A 24,301-nucleotide genomic window follows, 5' to 3' on the forward strand; every position below is an offset into this window, starting at 1 on the left:
ACGCCTGTCGGGTTTTGTCCGAGACACTTTCCCCCGGCCCCTTGCTGTGCCACAAGCCGCTGCAACGCATAAGGCTGCGTCGATACGGCGTATCATTACCATTAAGAGGTTCCATCCGTGCTGTCACTACTTGCTGCAAGCGGCGGCGCTGCTGACCCGATCTACTGGTCCGATTTGGGTCTAAGCCCCTATTTGTTCGAGATTGGCGGGTTCCAGCTGCGATATTATTCGCTCGCCTACCTGCTCGGCGTGGTGTTCGCTTATTGGCACCTGTCGAAGATGATCAAGGCACCCGGCGCGCCCATGGCTCAGCGGCATGCGGACGACCTGTTTTTCTACTGCACGCTCGGCGTCATCATCGGCGGACGGCTGGGATATTCGATCTTCTATCAGCCCGACCTCTGGTCGAACCCGCTTGATGTTCTCAAGCTGTGGGAAGGCGGGATGAGCTTTCATGGCGGGCTGATCGGTGTGCTGGTCGCGATCGCCTGGGTGTCGCGCAGCGGCAACCTCTCCTTCTTGCGCGTGTGCGACTATATCGCGGTCAACGTGCCGATGGGGATGCTGCTTGGGCGTCTTGCGAACTTCAACAATGGCGAATTGTGGGGCCGGGTGAGCGATGTCCCTTGGGCGATGGTGTTCCCGCGCGCTGGCGAAGTCGCTCGCCACCCAAGTCAGCTTTACCAGGCAGGTCTTGAAGGCCTCGCGCTGCTGATCATCCTGATGCTGCTGTTCTGGAAGACGAAGGCGCGGTATCGACCGGGTCTGCTGGTGGGCATCTTCACGCTCGGAATGGGGCTTGCGCGCTTCATTAACGAATTTTTCCGCGAGCCCGATGCACAACTGGCTGACTTTGCCGCGCGAACCGGGCTATCGATGGGTCAATGGCTAACAATACCCCTGATACTGATTGGATTGATTGTCACGATCTACGCCGTGACGAGGAAGCCCGTGGGAACCGGAGCGACGAGCGCGGCGACCAATCCGGCCTAGGCGCAATAACGCTCGCCGTTCAGCGCTGCACCACGCTGCGGCTGATCGAGCCTGACGGCACCGAGACAGAAGTCCCGATCGACACGCAGGCCGAGCCTACGAAGGATGCCGCGCGCCTGAAAGCTGCCGAAGCGGTCGCGGCGGCAAGGGCTCTCGAAGAAGAGGAAGCGCGCGCCGCCGAGGAGGCTGCCAAGGCCGCTCGCGATAAAGCGAAAGCCGAGGCCGAAGCGAAGGCGAAGAAAGAGGCCGAAGAAAAGGCCAGGCGCGAGGCAGAAGAAAAAGCGAAAGCTGAAGCCGCGGCCAAGGCCAAGGCAGAGGCAGAGAAGAAGGCCAGGGAAGAGGCCGAGCGTAAGGCGCGCGAAGAGGCGGAAGCCAAAGCCAAGGCAGAAGAGAAAGCGCGTAAAGCCGCCGAGCAAAAAGCGCGCAAGGAGGCCGAAGAAAAGGCTCGCAAGGAAGCTGAGGCCAAAGCCAAGAAAGAGGCGGAAGAAAAGGCCAAGGCCGAGGCAGAGCGCAAAGCCAAAGAGGAAGCCGAACGCAAAGCGAAAGAAGAAGCCGAGCGTAAGGCACGCGAAGAAGCGGAGGCGCAAGCCAAGGCAGAAGCTGAGGCAAAGGCCAAGAAAGAAGCAGAAGAAAAGGCCCGACGCGAGGCAGAGGCCAAGGCCAAGAAAGAGGCTGAGGAAAAAGCCAAGCGCGAAGCCGCGGCCAAAGCGAAAAAAGAGGCGGAAGCAAAGGCCAAACGCGAAGCGGAACAAAAAGCAAAGGCCGAAGCTGAAGCCAAGGCAAAAGCCGAGGCCGAAAAGAAAGCCAAGCAAGAGGCCGAGCGCAAGGCGCGCGAAGAAGCGGAAGCCAAAGCCAAGGCCAAGGAAGAAGCCGAAGCCAAGGCTAAGGCGGAGGCCGAAGAGAAGGCGCGCAAGGCGGCCGAGGATAAGGCAAAGCGCGAGGCTGAAAAGAAGGCGAAGGCCGACGCCGCCAAAGCCGAAAAGGAAGCCAAGGCCAAGGCCCGCGATCTCGGCAAGACCTTCCGTCGCCTCATCAAGGAAACCGGCCCGATCAGCCTCGCCCACTACATGGCCGAGAGCAATATGCGCTACTACACCAGCCGCGATCCGCTGGGTGAGGACGCCGACTTCATCACCGCGCCTGAAGTCAGCCAGATGTTCGGCGAGCTTATCGGGCTATGGCTGGCCGATCTGTGGGTCCGGATGGGATCGCGTAAGCGTATCCACTATGTCGAGCTTGGCCCCGGACGCGGGACGCTGGCAAGCGATGCGCTGCGCACGGCGGCGCGCTATGAGTTCGCACCGCAGGTCCACTTTGTCGAAACCTCGCCTGCCCTGCGCAAGATCCAGCTCGAAGCGTTTCCGGATGCGCAGCATCACGACGACCTCTCGACGCTTCCGGACGATGCTCCGCTGCTGATTGTCGCCAACGAGTTCTTCGATGCGCTGCCGATCCACCAGCTCGTTCGCAGTGCCAATGGCTGGCATGAGCGATTGGTCGGTCTCGAAGACGATGAATTCGTGTTCGTCGCAGGCGACAAACCGATGGATTCAATAGTCCCGCGCAGCTGGAAGAGCGCGAGCCAGGGCACAATGATCGAAACAAGCGCTGCGGCAAGCGCGGTGATGCAGGAAATCGCCGGTCGCCTGAAAGAGCAGGGCGGTGCGGCGCTCATCATTGACTATGGCGCATTCGAGCTGCGCGCAGGCTCGACCCTTCAGGCGATCCGCAGTCACGAGAAGGTCGACGTCTTCGCTCACCCGGGGCAGGCGGACTTAACCGCACACGTCGATTTCGAAATGCTCAAGGACGTCGCCGAAAAGAACGGCGCAGACGTGATGGGCCTGCAAATGCAAGGCGAATGGCTCCGCCAGATGGGGATCGAAACCCGGCTCGAGGCCCTTCAGCGCAAGAACCCGGCTGAAAAGGACAAGCTCAAACGTCAGTTCGACCGGCTCGTGGATGACGGCCAGATGGGCCTGTTGTTCAAGGTGCTGGGCATTTGCGGCCGCCGCTGGCCGATTGGCGTGGGCTTCGATTGATTGTAACCCTTAGCGCGCTTCGTACGTATACATCTGCGGAGCAGCTGGAGACCGAATATGATCGTGCGCGCATTGATGGGCCTTGTCACAAGCCTTGCGGCATTAATGCTGAGCGCGACAACGGCGCTTGCTGCTGAGCCCATTTCGGGCCGCTGGGTCACCGAAGAACGCGATGCGATTGTAGAGATCAAGCCGTGCGGGAGCACGACCTGCGGTACGATTGCACGATTTCTCGTTCCGCCGCCCGATGGCCTCGACCAACGCGACATCAACAATCCTGAGCCCGAGCTGCGCCGTCGGCGCCTGCTCGGCCTTCCGATCCTCACGCAGTTCCGCCGCGACGACGAGCTGTGGCGTGGGCGTATCTACGATCCCAAGAGCGGCAAGAGCTACCGCTCGGTGATCCGCCGCACGGGTCCGAACACGATCGAAGTGCGCGGTTGCATCGGACCGTTCTGCCAAGCGCAAGTCTGGCGCAAGGCGCGTTAGGGTTTGAGCGCCCGCATCCGCGGACGCTTCCTCGCTAGACGCGCAGCATAGCTGCGCCCGCTGCGGGCGCCCGGTCGGGCTTGCGGTCGCTGGGGGCGACCGGCTTGCGGTGCTCACAGACCTATCTTGTCAGCCAGTTCTTCCGCCGCCTCTTTCGGGCTAAGTTTGCCTTCGCCCTCGCGGTCGACGGCGAAATTGGCCTCGCGCATGGCCTCGACCGAAATCGCGCCGATCAGCGGTTCGAGCGCGCGGGCGATCTCCTCGTTTTCGGCTATCCGCGGGCTCATCATGATCATCGCGTCATAGCTCGGGAGAGCCTCGCGTGGGTCTTCGAGCACCACCAACCGATCCGCCGCGATGCGACCGTCGGAAGTGTAGGCGCTGATCACGTCGGCCTCGCCAGAGCGCAGGGCGTTGTACATGAAGGTGGGTGAGAAATTGCGCGTCTCCCCAAACCGCAGCCCATAGGCATCGCGAACCGCAATCCATTCGGGCCGTTCGAAGAATTCCGGATCGCCTCCAACCGCGAGTTGCGGTCCGTAGGGCACGAGATCCTCGAGCGAGGAAACGCCTAGCTCTGCCGCCCGGTCCTCCCGCATCGCGAAGGCGTAGGCGTTTTCGAAACCGAGCCGCCCCAGTACGCGAACGCCGGTGTTCTCGCGCTCCCACTCGACGATCGTCTGGTACATCTCCTCGCGACCCGGATTATCCGTGCGGTCGAGCTCGTTGGTCCAGATCGTGCCGGTGTAATCGACCGAGATGTCGATGCTCGAATTGGCGACCGCACTATGCACGACCGCGCTGCCAAGCCCGTCGCGATATTCGACGTTGAACCCGGCCTTTTCGAGCTGCGAGCCGATCAATTGCGCAAGGATGTATTGCTCGGAGAACTGCTTGGACGCGATGACGATGGTGTCCTCGTCGTCCCCACCACTCTGGTAGTAGAGCGCGCCACCAAGACCCAGCGCCACCGCCGCAACCCCAGCGCCCCATTGCAGGCGGCTGCGCTTGGCAAAGCCGTTCTCGATCACGCCCAGCAGGGCATCGACGACCAGCGCCAGCCCCGCACTCGCAATGCATCCTGCAAGCACCAGCGCCCAGTTCTGCGTCTGAAGCCCTGCAAAGATTGGATCGCCAAGGCTCGGCTGCCCGATGGTGGTCGAGAGGGTCGCCGCACCGATTGTCCACACGCTCGCGGTGCGGATGCCGGCCATGATGAAGGGCGCTGAGAGAGGTGCTTCGACCAGCGTGAGTTTCTGCCACGAAGTCATGCCCACCCCATCGGCGGCTTCGAGTACGCCCGGGTCGAGATTGGCCTGTGCAGTCACCGCGTTTCTCAGGATCGGCAGCAGCGCATACAGCGCTAGCGCGAGAAACGCGGGCAGGAAGCCGAGAGTCGGCAAATCCTCACCAAACACCGCTCTCAAACTGAGCAGTATAGGGAAGAACAGCGCGAGGAGCGCAAGCGCCGGGATCGTCTGCACGAGGCTCGCAAAACCGAGCGCAATGCGCGAAACCGTCGCCGACCGGCTTGCCCACACGGCGAGGGGCAGCGCGACAATTATGCCGAGCCCGATGGCGCTGGCGGCGAGCACAATGTGAGCCGCAAACTTGTCACCAAGGCCGAGCAGAATCTCGAAAATCTCGCTCACGGCATCTTCTCTTCGTGGGCGAGGCGGCCTTCCATGTCGGCGAGCTTCTCAGCCTGTTGGCGGGGGACAGCGACGAGCCCTTGAGCGATTTCTCCGCCCGCTCCGCCAAGCAGGCCGCGCGGCGTTTCGTCGGCCACGAGTTCGCCATGGCTCATCACCAGCACTCGGTCGGCCAGCAGTAGCGCCTCGGCCATGTCGTGCGTGACCATGATCGTGGTGAGGCCGAGCTTTTCGTGCAGTTCGCGCACCTTCTCACCCAAAGCGTCGCGGGTGATCGGATCGAGAGCGCCGAAAGGTTCGTCCATGATGAGGAGTTCGGGTTCGCCAGCAAGCGCCCGTGCCACGCCGACGCGCTGACGTTGGCCTCCGGAAAGCTCATCGGGCATGCGGCTCGCCATGTCAGGCTCGAGTTCGACCAGAGTGAGCAGTTCTGCGACCCGCTCGGGCGTCAGGTTTTCGCTGGCAAGCCTCGGCCCGATCGCGATGTTTTCGCCCACGGTGAAATGCGGAAACAGCCCGATCCCCTGAAACACGTAACCGACGCGGCGGCGCAGCTGTGCGGAGCGCAGGCTGGTCACGTCTTCGCCAGCAAAAAGCACCCGCCCGCCGGTCGGCTCGACCAGCGTGTTGACCATCTTGAGCAGAGTCGATTTCCCCGACCCAGACGATCCGACCAGCGCAACAAAGCTGCCCGCCGCGATCTCGCACGAAACGCCGCCAACCGCGATGACGTCGCCATAGCGCCGCTCGGCCTGATCGAAGCGCAGGATCGCGCCCCCGGTTGTGCTTGCAGTGGTGATGGTTTTAGCCCCCGTCCCCGGAGGGATCGGCGTCGCTTTCCGCTTCTGCCTCCTCCTCAGCGGGCGGCGGGAGATAGGTCACGCGCTTGATCTCGATCGACTTGCCGTCGCCATTGGTCGCGATGACGAGGCCGTTTTCGTCCTCCGCCTCGGTCTCCCAGCATGCGCCCAGTCCTGAATCGGGTTCGAAGCAGATGGTCCCGTCGGGGCGCTGTTCCCACGAACCTTGGGCAAAGGGCGCTCCGTTGCGCAGATCGCGGTAGCGCCCGCCTTCATCAAAGAAGGTTGTCTGGACCGCACCGTCGGTTCCCACAGTCAACCAGCCGCTGTCCGTGACTGCCAATGTGATGCTTTCGGTGGTGGAACCGCCGCCCCCACTTTCTCCTGCGGCGTCGGTGGCGGGCGCGCTTTCGGCTTCGCCGCCCCCTGTTTCTTCCGCGCAGGCGCCCAGCGTGAGGATGCCAGCGACGGCGATTGCGGCGATCAGCGGTGTTCGAATTTGCATGGTGTCGCCAAGCCTAGAAGCGAAAATCCGATCCGCCAAGCGCAGCGTTGTCGGCCAAGCGTTGGCCTTGGGCGAAGCACTTGCTAAGGGCCTTGCACAATCAACCGGAGAGGGCTGGCGAGGATCGCCTGCCGATAGAAATACAGCGAAAGACAAAGTAATGCGCGCTACCCCCGATTTCGATTTCCAGCTTGGCGAAAGCGCCGAGATGATCCGCGATTCCGTCGGCCGCTTTGCCGATGAGCAGATCGCGCCGCTTGCCGAGAAGATCGACCGCGAAGACTATTTCCCGCAGGCTGAGCTTTGGCAGGCGATGGGCGAGCTTGGCCTCCACGGCATCACCGTGGGCGAAGAAGATGGCGGGCTTGGCCTCGGCTATCTTGAGCACGTGATCGCCGTCGAGGAAGTCAGCCGCGCAAGCGCCTCGCTCGGCCTTTCCTATGGCGCGCATTCGAACCTTTGCATCAACCAGATCCGACGCTGGGGCAACGGGGAGCAGAAGGCGAAATACCTGCCCGGCCTGATTTCAGGCGAGCATGTCGGCAGCCTCGCGATGTCAGAGGCAAGCGCGGGATCGGACGTGGTTTCGATGAAGCTCAAGGCTGAGGCAGTTCAGGGCGGCTACGTGCTCAACGGCACAAAGTTCTGGATCACCAATGCGACCTATGCCGACACGCTGGTCGTTTACGCCAAGACCGACGGCAATGCAGGCTCGCGCGGGATCACGGCCTTCCTGATTGAAAAGGACGACGAGGGTTTCTCTATCGGCCAGAAGATCGAAAAGGTGGGCATGCGCGGCTCGCCCACGGCAGAGCTGGTGTTCGACGATTGCCACATTCCAGAGGACCGCGTGATGGGGCCTCTCAATGGCGGCGTGGGCGTGCTGATGAGCGGTCTCGATTACGAGCGCGTGGTGCTTGCGGGGCTTCAGCTCGGGATCATGCAGGCGTGTCTCGACACGGTCATCCCCTACCTGCGCGAGCGCAAGCAGTTCGGTAAGCCGATTGGCTCCTTCCAGCTGATGCAGGCCAAGGTCGCCGACATGTATGTCGCGCTTCAGACCGCGCGGGCCTACACCTACGCGGTCGCCAAAGCCTGCGATGCCGACCAGACAACGCGCTTCGATGCGGCGGGCGTGATCCTGTATGCGAGCGAAAGCGCCTTCAAGGTCGCCGCTGAAAGCGTTCAGGCATTGGGCGGCGCAGGCTACACGCTCGACTGGCCGGTCGAGCGCTACATGCGCGATGCGAAGTTGCTCGACATCGGCGCGGGGACGAACGAGATCCGCCGGATGTTGATCGGGCGTGAATTGATTGGGGCGGCTGGCTGATGCCCGTTTATATGATCAGCCGCATGACGATCCACGACCGCTCTAAGTACGACAAATATGAAGAGCGCTTCATGGAAATTTTCGAGAAGTTCGACGGCACCATGCTGAGCGTCGATGAGGAGCCGCAAGTCGTGGCCGGTGACTGGAAAGCCACCCGTAGTGTGCTGATGCAGTTTCCGACCAAGGAACAGCTCTTCGCCTGGCTAACCTCGCCCGAATATCAAGAGATCGGCAAATTTCGTGATGCGGGCAGCACGGCTGAAGCGATCATCGTCAAGGGCCTGGAGCCCGGCGACCTGCCTGGAACCTGATGCCGGTCTACGCCAAGGCGATCTGGACGATCGGGTTTCTCGTGGGGACGACGACGCACACGCTCGACCTGATCAACTTTGGCTGGCTGCCCTACGATTTCCGCCCTCTGCCGTGGAACATCTACTGGACGAGCCTCACTTTCCTCGATCCTCTGGCGGCGCTGTTGATCTGGCTGCGCGAGTGATGGGCCGTGGTGCTCGGCGCTCTCATCATGACTTCGAACGTGCTGGTGAATGGCTACACCGCGTTCGGGCTCGGCTATCAGCAGTTCTACTTCGGCCTCGCCTTCCAGGCACCGTTTGCAGCGTTTGTGTTTTTCGTCGCTTGGAGGCATTGGCAGGCGACGCATAGCCAAATCGAGGGATCATGACCGCACCCGTTCTCACCACCAAGCTCGACCGTGAAGCTCCCGAAGCGAAGTCACGGTTTCAGCACAACAAGGCGCTTGCCGACGATCTGCGCGGCGCGGTGGCTGATGCCGCTTTGGGCGGGCCTGAGCGCAGCCGCGAGCGTCATGTGTCGCGCGGCAAGCTGCTTCCGCGTGAGCGGGTAGAGCGGCTGCTCGATCCCGGTTCACCTTTCCTCGAAATCGGCCAGCTTGCCGCGAACGGCATGTACGAAGGCGATATCAACGCGGCCTCGATCATTTGCGGGATCGGTCGCGTGTCGGGTCGTCAGGTGATGATCGTTTGCAACGATGCCACCGTTAAGGGCGGCACCTACTATCCGATGACGGTCAAGAAGCATCTGCGCGCGCAGGAAATCGCGCAAGAGAACCGTTTGCCGTGCATCTACCTCGTCGATAGCGGCGGCGCGAACCTGCCGCACCAGGCCGAGGTCTTTCCCGACCGCGACCATTTCGGGCGCATCTTCTTCAATCAGGCGAACATGAGCGCGCTCGGCATCCCGCAAATCGCGTGCGTGATGGGATCTTGTACCGCTGGCGGGGCATACGTGCCCGCCATGTCCGACGAGACTGTGATCGTGCGCAATCAGGGCACGATCTTCCTTGCAGGCCCTCCGCTGGTGAAGGCCGCGACGGGCGAGGAGATCAGCGCCGAGGATCTGGGCGGCGGCGACCTGCACGCCAAGAAATCGGGCGTGGTCGATCACTTGGCGGAGAATGACGAGCACGCGCTCACGATCGTGCGCGATATCGTCAGCCAACTTGGCGCGAATACCAACGCGGCCGAGAACATCGCGGTCCAGGAGCCGCGCGCTCCGAAGTTCGACGCCGACGATCTCTACTCGATCATCCCCGACGATGTGCGCGCGCCTTACGATGTAAAGGAAGTGATCGCGCGGCTAGTCGATGGAAGCGAGTTTCACGAGTTCAAGCAGCATTACGGCTCTACTCTTGTGTGCGGCTTCGCTCACATCTGGGGCATGCCGGTCGCGATTTTGGCGAATAATGGCGTGCTGTTTTCGGAGAGCGCACAGAAAGGCGCGCATTTCATCGAGCTCGCCTGCCAGCGCCGCATTCCGCTGCTGTTCCTGCAAAACATCTCGGGCTTTATGGTCGGGGGGAAATACGAGGCGGAAGGCATCGCCAAGCACGGCGCAAAGCTCGTCACCGCTGTTGCCACCGCGACCGTACCCAAGATCACCGTGGTAATCGGCGGCAGCTTTGGCGCGGGCAATTACGGCATGGCGGGCCGCGCCTACAGCCCACGCTTTCTCTTCACATGGCCCAATGCACGCATTTCCGTGATGGGCGGCGAACAGGCCGCAAGCGTGCTCGCCACCGTGCACCGCGATGCCGACAGCTGGACCGAGGAGGAGGCCGAAGCCTTCAAGGCCCCGATCCGCCAGAAATACGAGGACGAAGGCAACCCCTACTACGCCACGGCGCGGCTGTGGGATGACGGCGTGATCGACCCGGCGCAGACCCGCGATGTGCTGGGCCTTGCTTTTGCCGCGACGCTGGAGGCCCCGATTGCGGATCGTCCTGCGTTTGGTGTTTTCCGAATGTGATGCGATGACTGATCAGTTGCTTGATATCGTTCCAATGCCGGCGCTCGTCGCTGTTCTTCATGCGAAAGAGCGCGAGAAGGGCGAGCCTCTTACCGAGGCTGAAGTACTACACATACGGGATACGGCCCCTTGCATAGCGCTTCCTCGAGATATGCACCTGCAGATGATCGAGAAACGCGGATATATCGATATCGACCCGGAAAATGTCTGGCTGGCTTGGCAAGAGGCAAGAGGTGAGCTGCGCGACCTCGACTAAATCCCCCTCGCATTCCGCTACGTAACTGCTAGCAAGGCTGCCAAGAGAGGGATCACGCACAATTGCAACACAACGAAACCCGTAACGTCACGCTGCTGTCGCGGATCGTGAACCGCATCATCCTGTTCTTCTACTGGCTCAAGGGCTGGCGCATCGTTGAGCGCTTTCCCGAGGGCGTGAAGAAATGCGTCATTGCAGGCGCGCCGCACACCTCGAACTGGGATTTCGTGTTCTTCGCAGGTGCCACCAAGCAGGAGAAGGTCCAGCCCAACTTCATGGGCAAGCACACGCTCTTCAAAGGCTCGATGAAAAACTTCATGCTCGACATGGGCGGCATCTCGGTCGACCGGACCAGGCGCGCCGGAACCATCGAGCAGATGAAAGAGGAGTTCGCCCGCCGCGCGGAGCTCAATCTCGTCATCGCCGCAGAAGGCACGCGCAGTTCCGATGGCAAGTGGAAGTCGGGCTTCTACAACATCGCCAAGGCGGCCGGCGTGCCAATCGTCCTTGCCTACGCCGACAACGACAAACGCACGATCGGTTTCAGCCAGCCGATGATGCCAACGGGCAATTATGGCGAAGATCTTCTGAAAATCGCAGAATGGTTCCGCTCCAAAATCCCCGACCTCGAACGCTACAAAGTGCTCGAACAGCAGGCGCGGGACATCATTGCGGGCCGCAACGAATTCTGAGGCTTGCCGTCGCAATGCGCTGACTTGAAGTGTGGGCCGCGTGGTTATATTGCGGCGCACAAATCAATGCGAAGATATGTCTTTAAGGTGAGCCACTCGCCTCCTATCTAAGCAAAAGCTTCAGGAGGGCGGTCCCCAAATGCCACTCAGCGAGAAAACATTGCAGGCGGAACGAGCGCGCATCGGCCGGATGGTGCTCGACATGGTCAAGGAACGCGGCGCGGAGATTTCCTACCCCACCGCGCTTGCCGAAAGCGGCCTTGCGCGCAGCCGGTTCGAGCAGATTTTCCCCGACTATGACGACCTGTTCGACGCGGTCGCGCAGATTTGGCTCGCACCGCACATGGAAGCGATGGAAGAGGTTCGCGCTGCCGACTTGCCTTCCAACCGCAAGATGTACGAGTTCTTCCGCAGCCGCTTCGTGATTTCGCGCGATCGCTTCCGCAAGGATCCCGAAACTTTCACGCTGCTGTGCGAAATGGGCGCTGCAAATTTCGAGCGCGTGCGGTCCTATGTCGACCTTGCCGACCACTACCTTTGCGAAATCATTGTGCAGGCGCAGGCGGACGGCTTCATGGCGGGCCTCGAAATCGACGAAGCGCTCAGTCTCGTGAACCAGATCGTCTCGAATTATACGCTGCCCGACGCGCTGATCTATCTTGGCGACAAGCTGACCGAGGACAAGCTGGCGCGCATTATCGACACGATCTTCATCGGGCTGTCGGCAGAAACGGGTGATGGCGCGCGCGGCATCAACACGATCCGCGTGGCATCCAGCGCAAACTGATCCGCGCTAGCGTTTGTCTCGCGAAGAACGCTTGAATTGCAGGACATTGGCAGGGCGCTTGGGCGCTATGCGAACACGGCGCTTGTCGCTGAGCGCATATTTGAGGCTCGCTCCGACTGACACCACCGAGATCGTCAGGATCAGGGCTGCCCACACCCAGTGCGGCAGCACCAACGCCGCTTCGATCGCTCCGGTGTCAGACAGGATGCGCTCGCCGCCGATCAGGGCTTCTTCGGTGAACAGGTAGTTGAAATCGCGCAGCATGCTCATCGCGCCGAGGATGCCAAGGAATTGCAGCGTGAAGCGCGCGATGCCGTCCGAGGCCTTCCACGCGATCAGCGAGATTCCCGCAGCCACGAGCGGCAGTACCGCATAACCCACGGGCGAGCGGACATAGATGATGACCGAGGCGAAAATCGCGCCCGCCGTGCCCCAAAGGACAGGACGCCACAGGCGCTGATGCGCGCTTGCGATTATAAGACCAGCGCCAGCCAGCACCGGCCCAAGCGGCCCGCCTGCGGCAATTATCGCGCGGGTGAAGCGCGAGACATCCATGTTGAGCCGACTTTCGGCGACGCCCGACCCATCGGCAAAGATCATCAGCCGATCGAACTCCTGCCCCATCGCGATTGCCATGAGGCCGTGCCCCATTTCGTGGAACCATGTGGTGAGGATTGCAAACGGGTAGATCAGATAGGTCCCGAAAGGCAGCGAGGGCAGGAAGATCACCACTGCCACGGCAAGAACGAGCCTACCGACCTGCTCAGCCTGACTGCCGGGTTGAACCATCGACTGCATCGCGTCAGGCGGCCTCTCTCGACGCCGCGTCTGCTGCGAGCTCTTCATCGGAGCGGGTCTTGCCGTCGGGGCCGACCCTCAGGCGATATTTGGCGATCGCCTCCTCATCCTCTGCGCGCTGTTCCTGCAGGATCGACCAACTCGCAAGGAACAGACCTGCGACCAGCGGGCCAAGGACGATGCCAGAGAACCCGGCGAGCGAAATGCCGCCGAGAGTGGTCACGAGGACAATCCAGTCGGGAATGCCCGTGTCGCGGCCCACCAGGATGGGTCGGAGCACATTGTCGACGCTGGCGATCACGATAGTGCCGGCCGCGAGCACGAATGCGCCCGTCCAGACCTCGCCCGCGATGATGAGCCATATACCAGCAGGCGCCCAGACCAGCGCCGTGCCAACCGCCGGGATCAGTGCGAGGATCGCCATCAGGACGCCCAGCAACAGCGCCGATGGCACGCCCGCAAGCGCCAGCATGATGCCGCCCAGCGTGCCTTGAACAAGGCCAACGACGCCCGATCCCTTGATCACGGCGCGCACGATCCCGAGGAACCGATCTGCCAGCCTGTCGGCAATCTCACGCTCGATCGGGGCTGAATGAAGGATCGTCTCTCCGATGCGCGAACCGTCGCGAAGCAGGAAGAACAGGACATACAGCCCGATGCCGAAGCTCAGGAAAAAGCCAAGCGCGCCGCTGCCAATCGAGACCGCCGACTGAGCGATAAGCCCGGCGCTTTCGCCAAGCAGGCTCTCAAGCCGATCTTGCATCACGCTCACGTTGGTCCAGCCATTTTCGAGAGCCATGCGCTGGAGCGAATCCGGGAGGATCGAAAAGATCGAATTGACCGTTTGGGCGATGTCGATCGGGTTCGCCTGCAACGCATTGATGACGCCCACTGCCTCATCGAGGACCAGCGATCCGATCCACAGCGCGGGCAGCAGCACCGCCACGAAGATGATCAGCAAAGACAGGCTGGCGGCAATGTTGCGCCGTCCGCGCGTTTTTGTGAGCGACCACTTGTACAGCGGCTGGAACATGATCGCGGCAAGCGCCGCCCACATGACCGGGCCGACAAAGGGCCAGGTGACCCACACGAACAGGATCGAAACCACTGCCAGGATCAGCAGAAAGCTCCAATGTTCGAGCGCGCTGGTGTCGTTGGGTTCCTGCTCTGACATGAAACGAGATGTCGGCGCTGGCGCGCCAAACATCAAGTCTTACACGTCGAGATTGGCAACGTTGAGTGCATTATCCTGAATAAACTCGCGCCGCGGCTCGACCACGTCGCCCATCAGGCGGGTAAAAATCTCGTCCGTCACGTCGGCATCTTCGACCTTCACCTGAAGCAAGATGCGGTTTTCCGGGTCGAGCGTAGTTTCCCAGAGCTGCTCAGGATTCATCTCGCCCAGGCCCTTGTAACGGCTGATCGAGAGGCCCTTGCGCCCTGCCGCGAGCACCGTGTCGAGCAGCTGGCTCGGACGGGTGATCGCATCTTCGGCGAGAGCGGCAGGTTCATCGCCATCCTCGTCTTCGGACGCGGTGTCGGGCTCCTCCTCGGCTACGTCGCCCGCTTTCACAAGGCGCACCGAGCCTTCGTAGGCATCAGCCAGCGGCGAGGCGAGACCGTGGAGCTTGATCGCCTCGGTGCTGGTGAGGAAACGGCCGTCGATTTCGTGCACGTCGGTGACGCCGCGCCACAGGCGCGAGAACTGCACCGAGCCGTTTTCGCGCACCGAAACACTCCACTTCGCGTCTGCATCACTCGCTTCAAGACGCGAGGCGGCGGCCTCGAGCGCTGCGAGACGGTCGGCGTCCGCAAGCTTGGGGTCTAGCGCGCCCGAAAGCGCCATTTGCTCGATCACCGCGCGGTCGTACCGGCGCGGGACGAAGGCGATGAGGTTTTTGAGGCGCAGCGCATTGTCGACCAATGCGCGCAGGTCTTCACCCGAGCGCGCGCCGCCCGATGTTTCGAGCACACGGCCCTGAAGCCCAGCATCGACGAGATAACGGTCGAGCGCCGCCTGGTCCTTCACGTAAACCTCGCTCTTGCCCTTTGCGACCTTGAACAGAGGTGGCTGGGCAATGAAAAGGTGCCCGGCCTTCACGATCTCAGGCATCTGGCGATGGAAGAAGGTGAGCAGCAGCGTGCGAATGTGAGCGCCGTCGACGTCAGCGTCGGTCATGATCACGATCTTGTGATAGCGCAGCTTTTCGAGGTCGAATTCGTCGCGAATGCCGGTGCCCATCGCCTGGATCAGCGTGCCGACCTCGCGGCTGGAGATGATCCGGTCGAAACGCGCGCGTTCGACGTTGAGGATCTTGCCTCGCAGCGGGAGGATCGCCTGGTACTGGCTGTCACGCCCACCCTTGGCCGAGCCGCCTGCGCTATCGCCCTCGACCAGGAACAGTTCGGCCTTGGTCGCATCGCGTTCGCGGCAATCGGAAAGCTTGCCGGGGAGCGAGGCGACGCTCATCGCGCCCTTGCGGCTCATCTCGCGAGCGCGCTTTGCGGCTTCACGAGCTGCGGCGGCGTCGACGATCTTCTGAATGATCGCCTTCGCATCTCCGGGGTTTTCTTCCAGCCACTCGTTCATCTTCTCGCCCATCAGCGACTGAAGCGGCTGGCGCACTTCGGACGAGACAAGCTTGTCCTTGGTCTGCGAGGAGAACTTGGGGTCGGGCAGTTTGACGCTGACAATCGCTGTCAGGCCTTCGCGCATGTCTTCACCCGAAAGCGAGACCTTCGCCTTCGACAAGAGCCCCGAACGCTCGGCATAGTTGTTGAGCGTGCTGGTCAGCGCGGCGCGGAAGGCGGCAAGGTGCGTGCCCCCGTCGCGCTGCGGGATGTTGTTGGTGAAGCACAGCACATTTTCGTAGTAGCTGTCGTTCCATTCCAGAGCGACGTCGATGCCGATCCCGTCCTTCTCGGCCGAAACCGAAATCGGGTCCTCGATCAGTGCTTCCTTGTTGCGGTCGAGCCACTTTACGAATGCGGCGATGCCGCCTTCGTAGAACAGGTCATGCTCGATCGGCTCTTCGTGGCGCAGGTCGCGGATGAGGATACGCACGCCCGAATTGAGGAAAGCGAGCTCGCGATAGCGGTGCTCAAGCTTTTCGAAGTCGAACTCGGTCACGTTCTTGAAAGTGTCGGTCGAGGCCTTGAAGGTCACGCGCGTGCCCTTCTTGTAGCCGTTGTCGTCGGGATTCTGTTCGACCTTGGGCGCATCGCCTTTGATTTCGAGGCTGTTCACCGCATCGCCATGCTCAAAGCGCATCCAATGCTCCTGGCCATTACGCCAGATGACGAGCTCGAGCCATTCGGACAGCGCGTTCACGACCGACACGCCCACGCCGTGAAGGCCGCCCGACACCTTGTAGGCGTTGTCGTCGGAGGTGTTTTCGAATTTACCGCCTGCGTGAAGCTGGGTCATGATGACCTCTGCTGCCGACACGCCTTCTTCCTTGTGCATGTCGACCGGAATGCCGCGGCCATTGTCTTCGACCGAAACGCTGCCATCGGGGTTCAGTTCGATCAGAACGAGGTCACAATGCCCTGCGAGCGCTTCGTCGATGGCGTTGTCCGAAACCTCGAACACCATGTGGTGCAGGCCCGAGCCATCGTCGGTGTCGCCGATATACATGCCCGGGCGCTTACGCACTGCGTCCAGGCCCTTGAGAACCTTGATGGAATCGGCGCCGTAATCGCCCTTCATCTTTTCGTTTTTGGGCGCGCCTGCGCCGTTTTCGGGGGTGTTGTCTTCCATACAAGACATATAGGCGCGCAAGGGGTGATTCCCAAGCTTTTGAGCCTAATCCGAGGCGCTTTTCCACGGCCTCCGATGAGACGTGCGAAGTGGCTGCGTTTTGCTCTAGTTGCTGCGCGAAAAAGCGAGGCGGAAAAAGACGTTGCCACGCCATACAGCGGCGTGCAGCAATTCGGGCAGAGCTGCGCGTGCGGCAGCATTGAACTGGCTTTCATAGCAATTGGCAGCGGCGCGCATCGCATCGAGGTCTCGCGGCTCGTAGGAAAGCCGATCGGTGATCAGCGAGGGGTGCGTTTTGGCCCACCCTTCAAGTTGGCTCGGCGCATCATCGCTCACCGGAAGCGCCGGGTAGAGCAGGTCTGGTCTCGCGCCTTCCATCGCCTGAAGGACTTGCGTGACAGCGGTGTTCATGGCGCGGTGGTCTGAATGGCCGTAACCGCCATCGGGGCCCCAGGTGATTACGACATTGGGTTCGATCTCTTCGATCAGTTCGGCGACGCGAAGTGTCAGACTGCGCATCGGGCTATCCGGCTTTCGTGCCATGACCGCCAGCGTCCCGTCTCCCATTTGCCAGAAGCGAGGCTCGGACGCCCCGAGCGCGTTGATGGAGCAGCGTGCTTCTTCTTCGCGCAAGGCGGCCAATTCAGCGCCGGGCTCCATATCGGTCACCCCGGGGCCCGCATCGCCGCTGGTTGCGAAAACGACCGTGACCTTGCCGCCCGAGCGCGCGGCCCTTGCCAGAACGGGAGCAAAGAAAAGCTCGTCGTCCGGGTGAGCGACAATGGCGAGAACATTGGGGCCTGTTGCTCGCCGTGCTGAACGAAGCTGCGGGACCGGCGCAGGACCTGCTTCCTGGCTTTGCGCGGGCCGCTCCAGGCTTTCGAGCGGATTGTCCGGATCGTCGGGTACTGGCTCGGCCTGTATCTGCGCAGAGGCTGGCGCTGTCATGAGCGCAATGGCGGCTGGGATGCTTCCCGCCGCTTTAATCAAAGTGCTTATATCGCTCACTGGTGATCCTCTCTTTGGCGCCAACCTCGCTAGGCGTGATCGCATCTTGGCGTGCCAGCGTAAAGAAATTGCACGCGCGCTTGCCGTGGGAAGGCGGGCGGCTATTCATGTGGCCATGACGAGAGAGAGCATTACGCAAAGCATGAGCGAGCGGCTGGCGCAGCCCTTCGGATCATTCTCCGACATAATCAAGGAATGGGCACAGGCGCTTGGCGACCTGCCTGCGCTGCTGGATGATAGCGGCACCTGTAGCTGGACGCAGCTCGATGATCGGATCGAGCGGCTCGCAGCGCGGCTCGTCGAAACCGGGCTTGAGCGCGGACAATCGGTTGCGATCCTCGGCGCGTCGTCGACCAACTATGCGCTGGTCTTTTTGGCCACCGTGCGTGCAGGAGGCGTGGCAGCGCCGCTCACCACAAGCGCTTCGCCTGAGCAATTGGAGGGCATGGCAGCCGATTCCGGAGCACGGCATCTCTTCATCGATGCCGGTAAGGCCGCAGAACTGGGTGACGAGTTCATGCCCGACCTTGAGCATGTGCGGCTCGAAGAGGTGGATGCGTGGATGGCACCGGAAGGCACTAGCGCGCCGGCTTTCGGTCCGGACCGCAAGGATCCGTTCAACATCATCTATTCCTCCGGCACCACAGGCATCCCCAAGGGCATAGTCCATTCGCACCAGATGCGCTGGCGCCAGTTTGCCGCGACCGCGCTTTCCTATCTCGCAAGTGGGCTTGAGGTCCGCTCGCTCGCCTCGACGCCGCTTTATTCGAACACGACGATGGTCGCGTTCCTTGCGCCGCTGCTGGCAGGCGGCACCGTGCGCGTCATGGGCAAGTTCGACTGCGCGCGCTGGCTCGACCATGCAGCAGGCGATCGCACGACGATCACCATGCTTGTGCCAGTCCAGTATCAACGCTTGATGGACCATCCGGGCTTCGACGATCACGATCTGTCGTCACTCGCGATGAAATACTGCACCTCCGCACCCTTCTCCGCCGAGCTGAAGCGCGAGGTTCTTGAGCGGATGCCCGGCGGCCTCATTGAGATCTATTCGATGACCGAAGGCGGGGTCGTGTGTCTGCTCGCCTGCCACGAATTCCCTGACAAGCTGCACACGGTCGGGCGCCCCGCTCCCGGAAGCGAGATGAAGGTGCTCGACGACGAGGACAACGAGGTGCCGCCCGGCACTCCGGGCAATCTCATTGGCCGTTCGCACACCATGATGTCCGGCTACAAAAACCGGCCCGACAAAACATCCGAGGCGCAATATGTCGACCCGGATGGCGGTGTGTGGATGCGCATGGGCGATATCGGGCGGGTCGATGAGGATGGCTTCGTTGAACTGGTTGGCCGCGCGAAGGACATGATCATTTCGGGCGGGTTCAATATCTACCCAAGCGACCTTGAAGCAGAGCTGGAGCGTGAAGACGACGTGGTCGAAGCCGCCGTGGTCGGTATCGCTTCAAAGCAATGGGGCGAAACCCCTGTGGGCTTCGTGGTGTTGAAAGAAAATGGGCGCGAGTGCGAAGAAGTGCTCGCAAGCGTCAATGCACGGCTGGGCAAGACCCAGCGGCTGTCCGCGCTCCATCCGATCGACGAGATGCCGCGCAGCCATATTGGCAAGCTCTTGAAGACCACCTTGCGCGAAAAGGCCGAACAACTCGCTTGATACAAGCGCGCTGCCCGGCCTTTTTCTGTGCGGTTACACGATCAGGGTGTTGAAGGCCCCGCTGCTGATCACAACAGCGAGGAACAGCGCGATCGTGCGTTCGGTAATCGTACGCATCATATGCTCCTGCGGCGGGGGCTTGAGGGGAGAGGGGCCCGCCTTCTGCTTATAAATACGAAGCAGGGCGCAAGATTGTTACCCTTCAAGAGAGCGTCATTTCCGCTCACTGCAATCTGATTGCTCGATCAGCGAGTGGGCGGAGCCGAGTCTGCAACGTAGAGGGTGGGAGACGCGGCCACCCTTCGGGGGGAGGGGGAGAGAGTGGTGGCCGCGTCTCGCTCGCTGCTTTGTCGCAGTGATGAAAAGCGCGGGTCTGGAAACGAAAGCCTCGATCCCGGTGCCAAAGAGGGGGAAAGGAGGCACCAGAGGCTTTCGTGCCAGGCGGCGCAACAGGAAGCCGCAGCGAGGGGACGCTGCATAAACGGTTGTCACTTGATGTGACGCGGGTGCTGGAAGTCACCGGGTCACGAACATCCGTGTTTGAGCTACCTGCTTCATCGACAAGCAGACTGGCAGGCTGCCGTTTTCCCGGCTTTTTCCTACCAAATGCGCCGCGCCAGGCTGGAGAGAGAGGACCTGACGGCGCGTCGCTGGAGGCCAGATACTGTTCGATTGCGTGAAACCCAAATGCGAAAATACGCAATTTATTTGCAAGTTTTGCAACATAGTGGCGCGATTAAAGCGTAAGATGCTGAGAGCGCGAAGAAACTTAGCAATTGCCCGGCTTTCCGAAAGTTGCAAATTTTACCGCTGGGTAAGCGTAATTCCGCCGATTTTTCTCGCGAACTCCGACTTGAAAGCCCCACCACAAGGCAAAAGCGCACGCGCCGCGCTGGACTTTCGCGGTTGCGCTGGCGTAACCGCCGCGCATGGATGACCAGCACCTCCCAGATTCGATCCTCATCGTCGATTTCGGCAGCCAGGTAACCCAGCTTATCGCGCGCCGCGTGCGCGAGGCCGGGGTCTATTCCGAGATCGCGCCATTCAGCATGGCCGAAGAGGCATTCAAGCGGCTCAATCCCAAGGGCATCATTCTCTCAGGCTCGCCCGCAAGCGTTCCCGATGATGGCAGCCCGCGCACTCCGCAAGCCTTCTTCGAAGCGGGCGTCCCGATCCTTGGCATTTGCTATGGCCAGCAGGTGATGAGCCACCAGCTTGGCGGCGAAGTGCGCCCGGGACATGAGACCGGGGAAGGCGGCGAGTTTGGCCGCGCTTACCTGACCGTGACCAAGGAATGCGCGCTGTTCGACGGCCTCTGGAAAGAAGGCGAGCGCCATCAGGTTTGGATGAGCCACGGCGACAAGGTCACCGAGTTTGCCCCTGGCTTCGAGATCGTCGCCACCAGCGACGGCGCGCCCTTCGCGGTGATCGCGGACGAGAAGCGCAAGTTCTACGGCACCCAGTTCCACCCCGAAGTCGTTCACACCCCAGACGGCGGCAAGCTGCTCGCCAACTTCGTGCGCCATGTCTGCGGCCTCAAGGGCGACTGGACCATGGCCGAGTTCCGCAAGACCAAGATCGAGGAAATCCGCGCTCAGGTTGGCGAAGGCCGCGTGATCTGCGGTCTTTCGGGCGGCGTCGACAGCGCGGTCGCCGCTGTGCTCATTCACGAGGCGATCGGCGACCAGCTCACCTGCGTTTATGTCGATCACGGCCTCATGCGATTGAACGAGACCGAGCAGGTCGTCTCGCTCTTCCGTGACCATTACAACATCCCGCTGATCGCAGTGGACGCCGAGGAAACCTTCCTCGCGGGCCTCGCCGGCGTCACCGACCCTGAAAAGAAGCGCAAGTTCATCGGCGGCGCTTTCATCGACCTGTTCGAGGCCGAGGCTAAGAAAGTCGGCGGCGCGGACTTCCTTGCGCAAGGCACGCTCTATCCCGACGTCATCGAAAGCGTCAGCTTCACCGGCGGGCCGAGCGTCACGATCAAGAGCCACCACAATGTCGGCGGCCTTCCCGAGCGCATGAACATGGAGCTGGTCGAGCCGCTTCGCGAATTGTTCAAGGACGAAGTGCGCGAGCTTGGTCGCGAACTCGGCCTTCCCGAAGCGTTTGTCGGTCGCCACCCCTTTCCTGGCCCCGGCCTTGCCATCCGTATCCCGGGCGAAGTGACCAAGGAACGTTGCGACATTCTGCGCAAGGCCGATGCGATCTATCTCGAAGAGATCCGCAATGCGGGCCTCTACGACGCGATCTGGCAGGCCTTCGCCGTGCTGCTGCCGGTTAAGACCGTCGGCGTGATGGGCGATGGGCGCACTTACGATTCGGTGTGCGGCCTTCGCGCCGTGACAAGCACAGATGGAATGACTGCGGATGTATTCCCCTTTGACGCTGCCTTTCTCTCGCAGGTAGCCACTCGGATTATCAACGAGGTCAAGGGGATAAACCGTGTCGTCTACGATTACACCAGCAAGCCGCCCGGCACGATCGAGTGGGAGTAGGCCAGGCGGCGCGCCGTCCTTCGTGGAGGCGCTCGCATGAGCGAGCTGACCTTGCGCGGCCTCAGCGCCGATCAGTCATGGGACTACGAAAACGGGTTCTACTGGCATTCGCACAAGACCCGGCTGAACAAGGCGCTGGCTCACTACGAGCTTTACAAATCGATCACCAACCTGCCCGGACACGTCTTCGAGTTCGGCGTCTACAAGGCTGCCTCGCTCGTCCGCTTTGCGACCTTTCGCGATGCGCTCGAAAACGACTTTGCGCGCCGGATCGTGGGCTTCGATGCGTTCGGAGCCTTCCCCGTCGACCAACTTGAAAGCGAAGCGGACCTTGAGTTCATCGAGGGGTTTGAGGCCAAGGGCGGCGAGGGGTTGAGCCTCGATGAAGCCAAGTCCGTGCTGTCTGGCAAGGGGTTCGACAATATCGAACTCGTCGAAGGCAACGTCTTTGACACGCTGCCGGATTACCTTGCGAAGCGGCCCGAGACCCGGATCGCGCTGCTGCATCTGGACCTAGACGTGATGGAGCCGACGCAGTTTGTGATCGAGCAGCTTTACGAGAGGGTCGTCCCGGGAGGCCTAATCGTGTTCGATGACTACAATGCGGTCGAGGGCGCGACGCGGGTGCTCGATGCGTTTGCGCGCGAGCACAGCCTCAAGATCGAGAAGCTCCCGTTCTACTGCGTGCCCGCGTTCGTTCGAAAACCGCACTGAGCCTGCGCCGCGACGCGCCCCGATTGCTTCCAATTCGGATCATTTGCGAGGGCGCTGTCTTCTGGTATTCGCTCCTCTCGTGAACCTTTCAACTCGCGGGGAAATTTCGAAAATGAAGACGCTCCTTTCTTGCGGTGCCACCGGCGCCTTGCTCCTTTCGCTCGGCGCATGTGGTGCCCCTGCCGAAAGCGAACCCGCCTCGCTCACCGACACGGCGTGGAGCGTCGATCCGGTCGCGTCCGAATTGTCCTATGTTTCGATCAAGGCGGGCGAGATCGCCGAAGCGAATACCTTTGAAACTGTGACCGGCGGCATCACGGCAGAGGGCGCGGCAACGATCGAGATCGACCTGTCGAGCGTTTCCACCGGCGTCGACATCCGGGATGAACGCATGCGCGACATCTTCTTCGTGGTCGCCGACAACCCCACCGCGACCGTCACCGCGCAGATCGACCCCGCGCAGTTCGAAGCACTTGGCCTTGGCGAAAGCGCGATGACCACGCTCGACGGAACGCTCAGCCTCAAAGGGGTCGAAGCGCCGTTTCAGGCCGACGTCACCGTAACACGCGCCGCAGAGGACCGTGTGCTCGCAGTGTCAAGCAAGCCGGTGATCGTTGACGCAGGACGCCTCGAACTCACTGACGGCCTTGCCCAGTTGCAGGAGCTTGCGGGCCTTCCTTCAATCACGCCAGCGGTGCCGGTGACGTTCAGCCTCGCCTTTGAGCGCTGAATCGTCACAAACAGGATCGTCGCAGTTCTGGAGCGCCGCGCCGCTCAGGCGTGGAACGAGGCGGAGCGCCGCTCGTTGATGGAGCGGTGATTGCCTCGAAAGGATTTGCTATGCGTCTTACCGCTTTTCTCCTGTGCGCCGTCGCGCTCCCCCTGGCGGGCTGCGAAACCATTCAGGAAGCCTATACCGAGCGGACCTCGACCACCTACACCGTCGAACTCACCGGTGCCAACGAAGTGCACCAGGGCGACCGCGACGGCTCGGGAACCGCTGAGATCAGTTTCTCCGATGAACTGACGCGGGTTTGCTGGGACCTCAACGACCTTGAAAATCTCGGTCCGATCACCGGCGCGCACATCCATCGCGGTGCGGCAGGCACAGATGGCCCCGTCGTCCTTGCATTTTCGCAGGCGACCGAAGGTGGCTGGCGCGGGTGCAGCTCGGACACTGACTGGGTTCAGCCGGCATTCGACGAAGGGCTGCAGAATTACTACGTCAACGTCCACACCGCCGAATATCCCAAGGGCGCAATTCGCGGCCAGCTCCTGTCCTGAAGCAGCGCGGGGGTTCGGCGTTGCAACTTAATTTCGGCCCCGACCCCCGCACCGGCATCCTGCGCCGCTTGCAGGCCGCGTTGATCGAGCGGTTCGGGCGGATCATTCGCCCGTCCGACAAGCGCCGCGATCCGGTCTGGGTGCTGGTCCACGGGGTGATCGGCGCGCAAACCAAGACCGCTGCCTCGAACGCCTCTACCGACGGCTTGATCGCGGAGTACGGATCGTGGGAAGCGGTGGCTGCGGCTCCTGTCGGCGACTTGGAGGCGCGGCTCCAGCGCCAGACCTTTCCTACAGTGGCAGCACAGCGTCTAAAGCAATGCCTCAACACCATTATCGAGCAGCGTGGCTCGGTCGATCTGCGTCACCTGTCCAACCTCGAAACGGCAGAGGCGATGGCGTGGCTCGAGACGCTGCCGGGCGTTGCGCGCAAGAATTCGGCTGGCGTCATGAATGCGAGCTCCTTCAACCGCCGCGCGATGGTGATCGACGGGCATCACCGCCGGATCATGCAGCGCATGGGCATCGTCCCCGCCAAGGCTGACACCGCGAAGACCTACGATGCGCTGATGCCGATCGTGCCGGAGGAGTGGTCTGCGGCTGACATCGACGAGCATCACCTGCTTCTGAAAAAGCTCGGCCAGACCTGCTGCCGCCCGCGCGCGGCGCTTTGCGAAGATTGTCCGGCAGCGCCCGATTGCGAAACCGCGCGCAAGTCGCCATGACTGCGCA

The 24,301-nt window shown here is 61.7% G+C and carries 23 protein-coding genes; 16 read left to right on the forward strand and 7 right to left on the reverse strand.

Annotation, left to right across the window (positions count from 1 at the left end; all coding sequences use genetic code 11):
- Positions 1–117 precede the first annotated feature (117 nt).
- The 3 genes from lgt to NAP1_RS14015 are packed head-to-tail and all read left to right on the forward strand — an operon-like array spanning position 118 to position 3,524.
- Entirely contained in the window at positions 118–993 is an 876-nt protein-coding gene (gene lgt, locus NAP1_RS14000) for a prolipoprotein diacylglyceryl transferase (protein WP_007165974.1), read from the forward strand.
- Complete coding sequence (locus NAP1_RS16790; RefSeq protein WP_371170420.1) at positions 885–3,035, forward strand: class I SAM-dependent methyltransferase; 2,151 nt, start codon at positions 885–887, stop codon at positions 3,033–3,035. Before lgt ends, NAP1_RS16790 begins: the two co-directional genes overlap by 109 nt.
- A gap of 57 nt (positions 3,036–3,092) precedes the next feature.
- Entirely contained in the window at positions 3,093–3,524 is a 432-nt protein-coding gene (locus tag NAP1_RS14015) for a DUF2147 domain-containing protein (protein WP_007165977.1), read from the forward strand.
- A 113-nt stretch (positions 3,525–3,637) separates the two neighbouring features.
- Here NAP1_RS14015 and NAP1_RS14020 read toward each other — a convergent pair whose 3' ends face one another.
- The 3 genes from NAP1_RS14020 to NAP1_RS14030 are packed head-to-tail and all read right to left on the reverse strand — an operon-like array spanning position 3,638 to position 6,481.
- A complete protein-coding gene (locus tag NAP1_RS14020; RefSeq protein ID WP_007165978.1) occupies positions 3,638–5,176 on the reverse strand; it encodes an ABC transporter permease/substrate-binding protein in 1,539 nt (512 codons plus the stop codon).
- On the reverse strand, positions 5,173–5,943 hold the full coding sequence (locus NAP1_RS14025) for an ATP-binding cassette domain-containing protein (protein WP_371170602.1): 771 nt from the start codon (positions 5,941–5,943) through the stop codon (positions 5,173–5,175). The genes NAP1_RS14020 and NAP1_RS14025 overlap by 4 nt, the downstream gene beginning before the upstream one ends.
- A gap of 37 nt (positions 5,944–5,980) precedes the next feature.
- On the reverse strand, positions 5,981–6,481 hold the full coding sequence (locus tag NAP1_RS14030; protein WP_007165981.1) for a hypothetical protein: 501 nt from the start codon (positions 6,479–6,481) through the stop codon (positions 5,981–5,983).
- Between the two features lie 160 nt (positions 6,482–6,641).
- Between NAP1_RS14030 and NAP1_RS14035 the strand changes: the two genes are divergently transcribed.
- The 7 genes from NAP1_RS14035 (at position 6,642) to NAP1_RS14065 (ending at position 11,832) form a co-directional block, all read left to right on the forward strand.
- Positions 6,642–7,811, forward strand: a complete 1,170-nt coding sequence (locus NAP1_RS14035; RefSeq protein ID WP_040465084.1) for an acyl-CoA dehydrogenase family protein — start codon at positions 6,642–6,644, stop codon at positions 7,809–7,811.
- Complete coding sequence (locus NAP1_RS14040) at positions 7,811–8,122, forward strand: DUF1330 domain-containing protein (RefSeq protein WP_007165983.1); 312 nt, start codon at positions 7,811–7,813, stop codon at positions 8,120–8,122. The genes NAP1_RS14035 and NAP1_RS14040 overlap by 1 nt, the downstream gene beginning before the upstream one ends.
- Complete coding sequence (locus NAP1_RS14045; RefSeq protein WP_007165984.1) at positions 8,122–8,307, forward strand: hypothetical protein; 186 nt, start codon at positions 8,122–8,124, stop codon at positions 8,305–8,307. Before NAP1_RS14040 ends, NAP1_RS14045 begins: the two co-directional genes overlap by 1 nt.
- Positions 8,308–8,316: 9 nt before the next feature.
- Positions 8,317–8,493, forward strand: coding sequence for a hypothetical protein (locus NAP1_RS16090; RefSeq protein WP_156777283.1), 177 nt, complete (start codon positions 8,317–8,319; stop codon positions 8,491–8,493).
- A complete protein-coding gene (locus tag NAP1_RS14050) occupies positions 8,490–10,097 on the forward strand; it encodes a carboxyl transferase domain-containing protein (RefSeq protein ID WP_007165986.1) in 1,608 nt (535 codons plus the stop codon). The genes NAP1_RS16090 and NAP1_RS14050 overlap by 4 nt, the downstream gene beginning before the upstream one ends.
- Before the next feature lie 318 nt (positions 10,098–10,415).
- Positions 10,416–11,045, forward strand: a complete 630-nt coding sequence (locus NAP1_RS14060; RefSeq protein ID WP_007165988.1) for a lysophospholipid acyltransferase family protein — start codon at positions 10,416–10,418, stop codon at positions 11,043–11,045.
- A gap of 139 nt (positions 11,046–11,184) precedes the next feature.
- Positions 11,185–11,832, forward strand: coding sequence for a hypothetical protein (locus tag NAP1_RS14065; RefSeq protein ID WP_007165989.1), 648 nt, complete (start codon positions 11,185–11,187; stop codon positions 11,830–11,832).
- A 6-nt stretch (positions 11,833–11,838) separates the two neighbouring features.
- On the opposite strand, the gene NAP1_RS14070 is transcribed toward NAP1_RS14065, so the two are convergent.
- From NAP1_RS14070 to NAP1_RS14085, 4 genes are all read right to left on the reverse strand, one after another.
- Positions 11,839–12,678 carry a M50 family metallopeptidase gene (locus NAP1_RS14070; protein WP_241761224.1) on the reverse strand — a complete coding sequence of 280 codons (840 nt, stop codon included), beginning with the start codon at positions 12,676–12,678 and terminating at the stop codon, positions 11,839–11,841.
- A complete protein-coding gene (locus tag NAP1_RS14075; protein ID WP_156777284.1) occupies positions 12,635–13,804 on the reverse strand; it encodes an AI-2E family transporter in 1,170 nt (389 codons plus the stop codon). The genes NAP1_RS14070 and NAP1_RS14075 overlap by 44 nt, the downstream gene beginning before the upstream one ends.
- Positions 13,805–13,843: 39 nt before the next feature.
- A complete protein-coding gene (gyrB, locus tag NAP1_RS14080; RefSeq protein ID WP_007165992.1) occupies positions 13,844–16,390 on the reverse strand; it encodes a DNA topoisomerase (ATP-hydrolyzing) subunit B in 2,547 nt (848 codons plus the stop codon).
- A gap of 105 nt (positions 16,391–16,495) precedes the next feature.
- The gene (locus NAP1_RS14085; RefSeq protein ID WP_162013487.1) at positions 16,496–17,398 is read right to left on the reverse strand and encodes a PIG-L family deacetylase; all 903 of its coding nucleotides are present in this window, start codon (positions 17,396–17,398) and stop codon (positions 16,496–16,498) included.
- Between the two features lie 142 nt (positions 17,399–17,540).
- Between NAP1_RS14085 and NAP1_RS14090 the strand changes: the two genes are divergently transcribed.
- The 6 genes from NAP1_RS14090 to nth all read left to right on the forward strand — a co-directional run bounded on the left by NAP1_RS14090 (position 17,541) and on the right by nth (position 24,294).
- Positions 17,541–19,067 carry a class I adenylate-forming enzyme family protein gene (locus NAP1_RS14090; protein WP_040465087.1) on the forward strand — a complete coding sequence of 509 codons (1,527 nt, stop codon included), beginning with the start codon at positions 17,541–17,543 and terminating at the stop codon, positions 19,065–19,067.
- Positions 19,068–19,996: 929 nt separating this feature from the next.
- The gene (gene guaA, locus NAP1_RS14095; RefSeq protein ID WP_007165997.1) at positions 19,997–21,571 is read left to right on the forward strand and encodes a glutamine-hydrolyzing GMP synthase; all 1,575 of its coding nucleotides are present in this window, start codon (positions 19,997–19,999) and stop codon (positions 21,569–21,571) included.
- 36 nt (positions 21,572–21,607) lie between these two features.
- Positions 21,608–22,285, forward strand: a complete 678-nt coding sequence (locus NAP1_RS14100; protein WP_007165998.1) for a TylF/MycF/NovP-related O-methyltransferase — start codon at positions 21,608–21,610, stop codon at positions 22,283–22,285.
- A gap of 112 nt (positions 22,286–22,397) precedes the next feature.
- The gene (locus NAP1_RS14105) at positions 22,398–23,015 is read left to right on the forward strand and encodes a YceI family protein (protein ID WP_007165999.1); all 618 of its coding nucleotides are present in this window, start codon (positions 22,398–22,400) and stop codon (positions 23,013–23,015) included.
- Positions 23,016–23,125: 110 nt separating this feature from the next.
- The gene (locus NAP1_RS14110) at positions 23,126–23,569 is read left to right on the forward strand and encodes a CHRD domain-containing protein (protein ID WP_050750432.1); all 444 of its coding nucleotides are present in this window, start codon (positions 23,126–23,128) and stop codon (positions 23,567–23,569) included.
- 20 nt (positions 23,570–23,589) lie between these two features.
- On the forward strand, positions 23,590–24,294 hold the full coding sequence (nth, locus tag NAP1_RS14115; RefSeq protein WP_007166001.1) for an endonuclease III: 705 nt from the start codon (positions 23,590–23,592) through the stop codon (positions 24,292–24,294).
- Positions 24,295–24,301 lie beyond the last annotated feature (7 nt).

The organism is Erythrobacter sp. NAP1, assembly GCF_000152865.1.
GTDB lineage: Bacteria > Pseudomonadota > Alphaproteobacteria > Sphingomonadales > Sphingomonadaceae > Erythrobacter.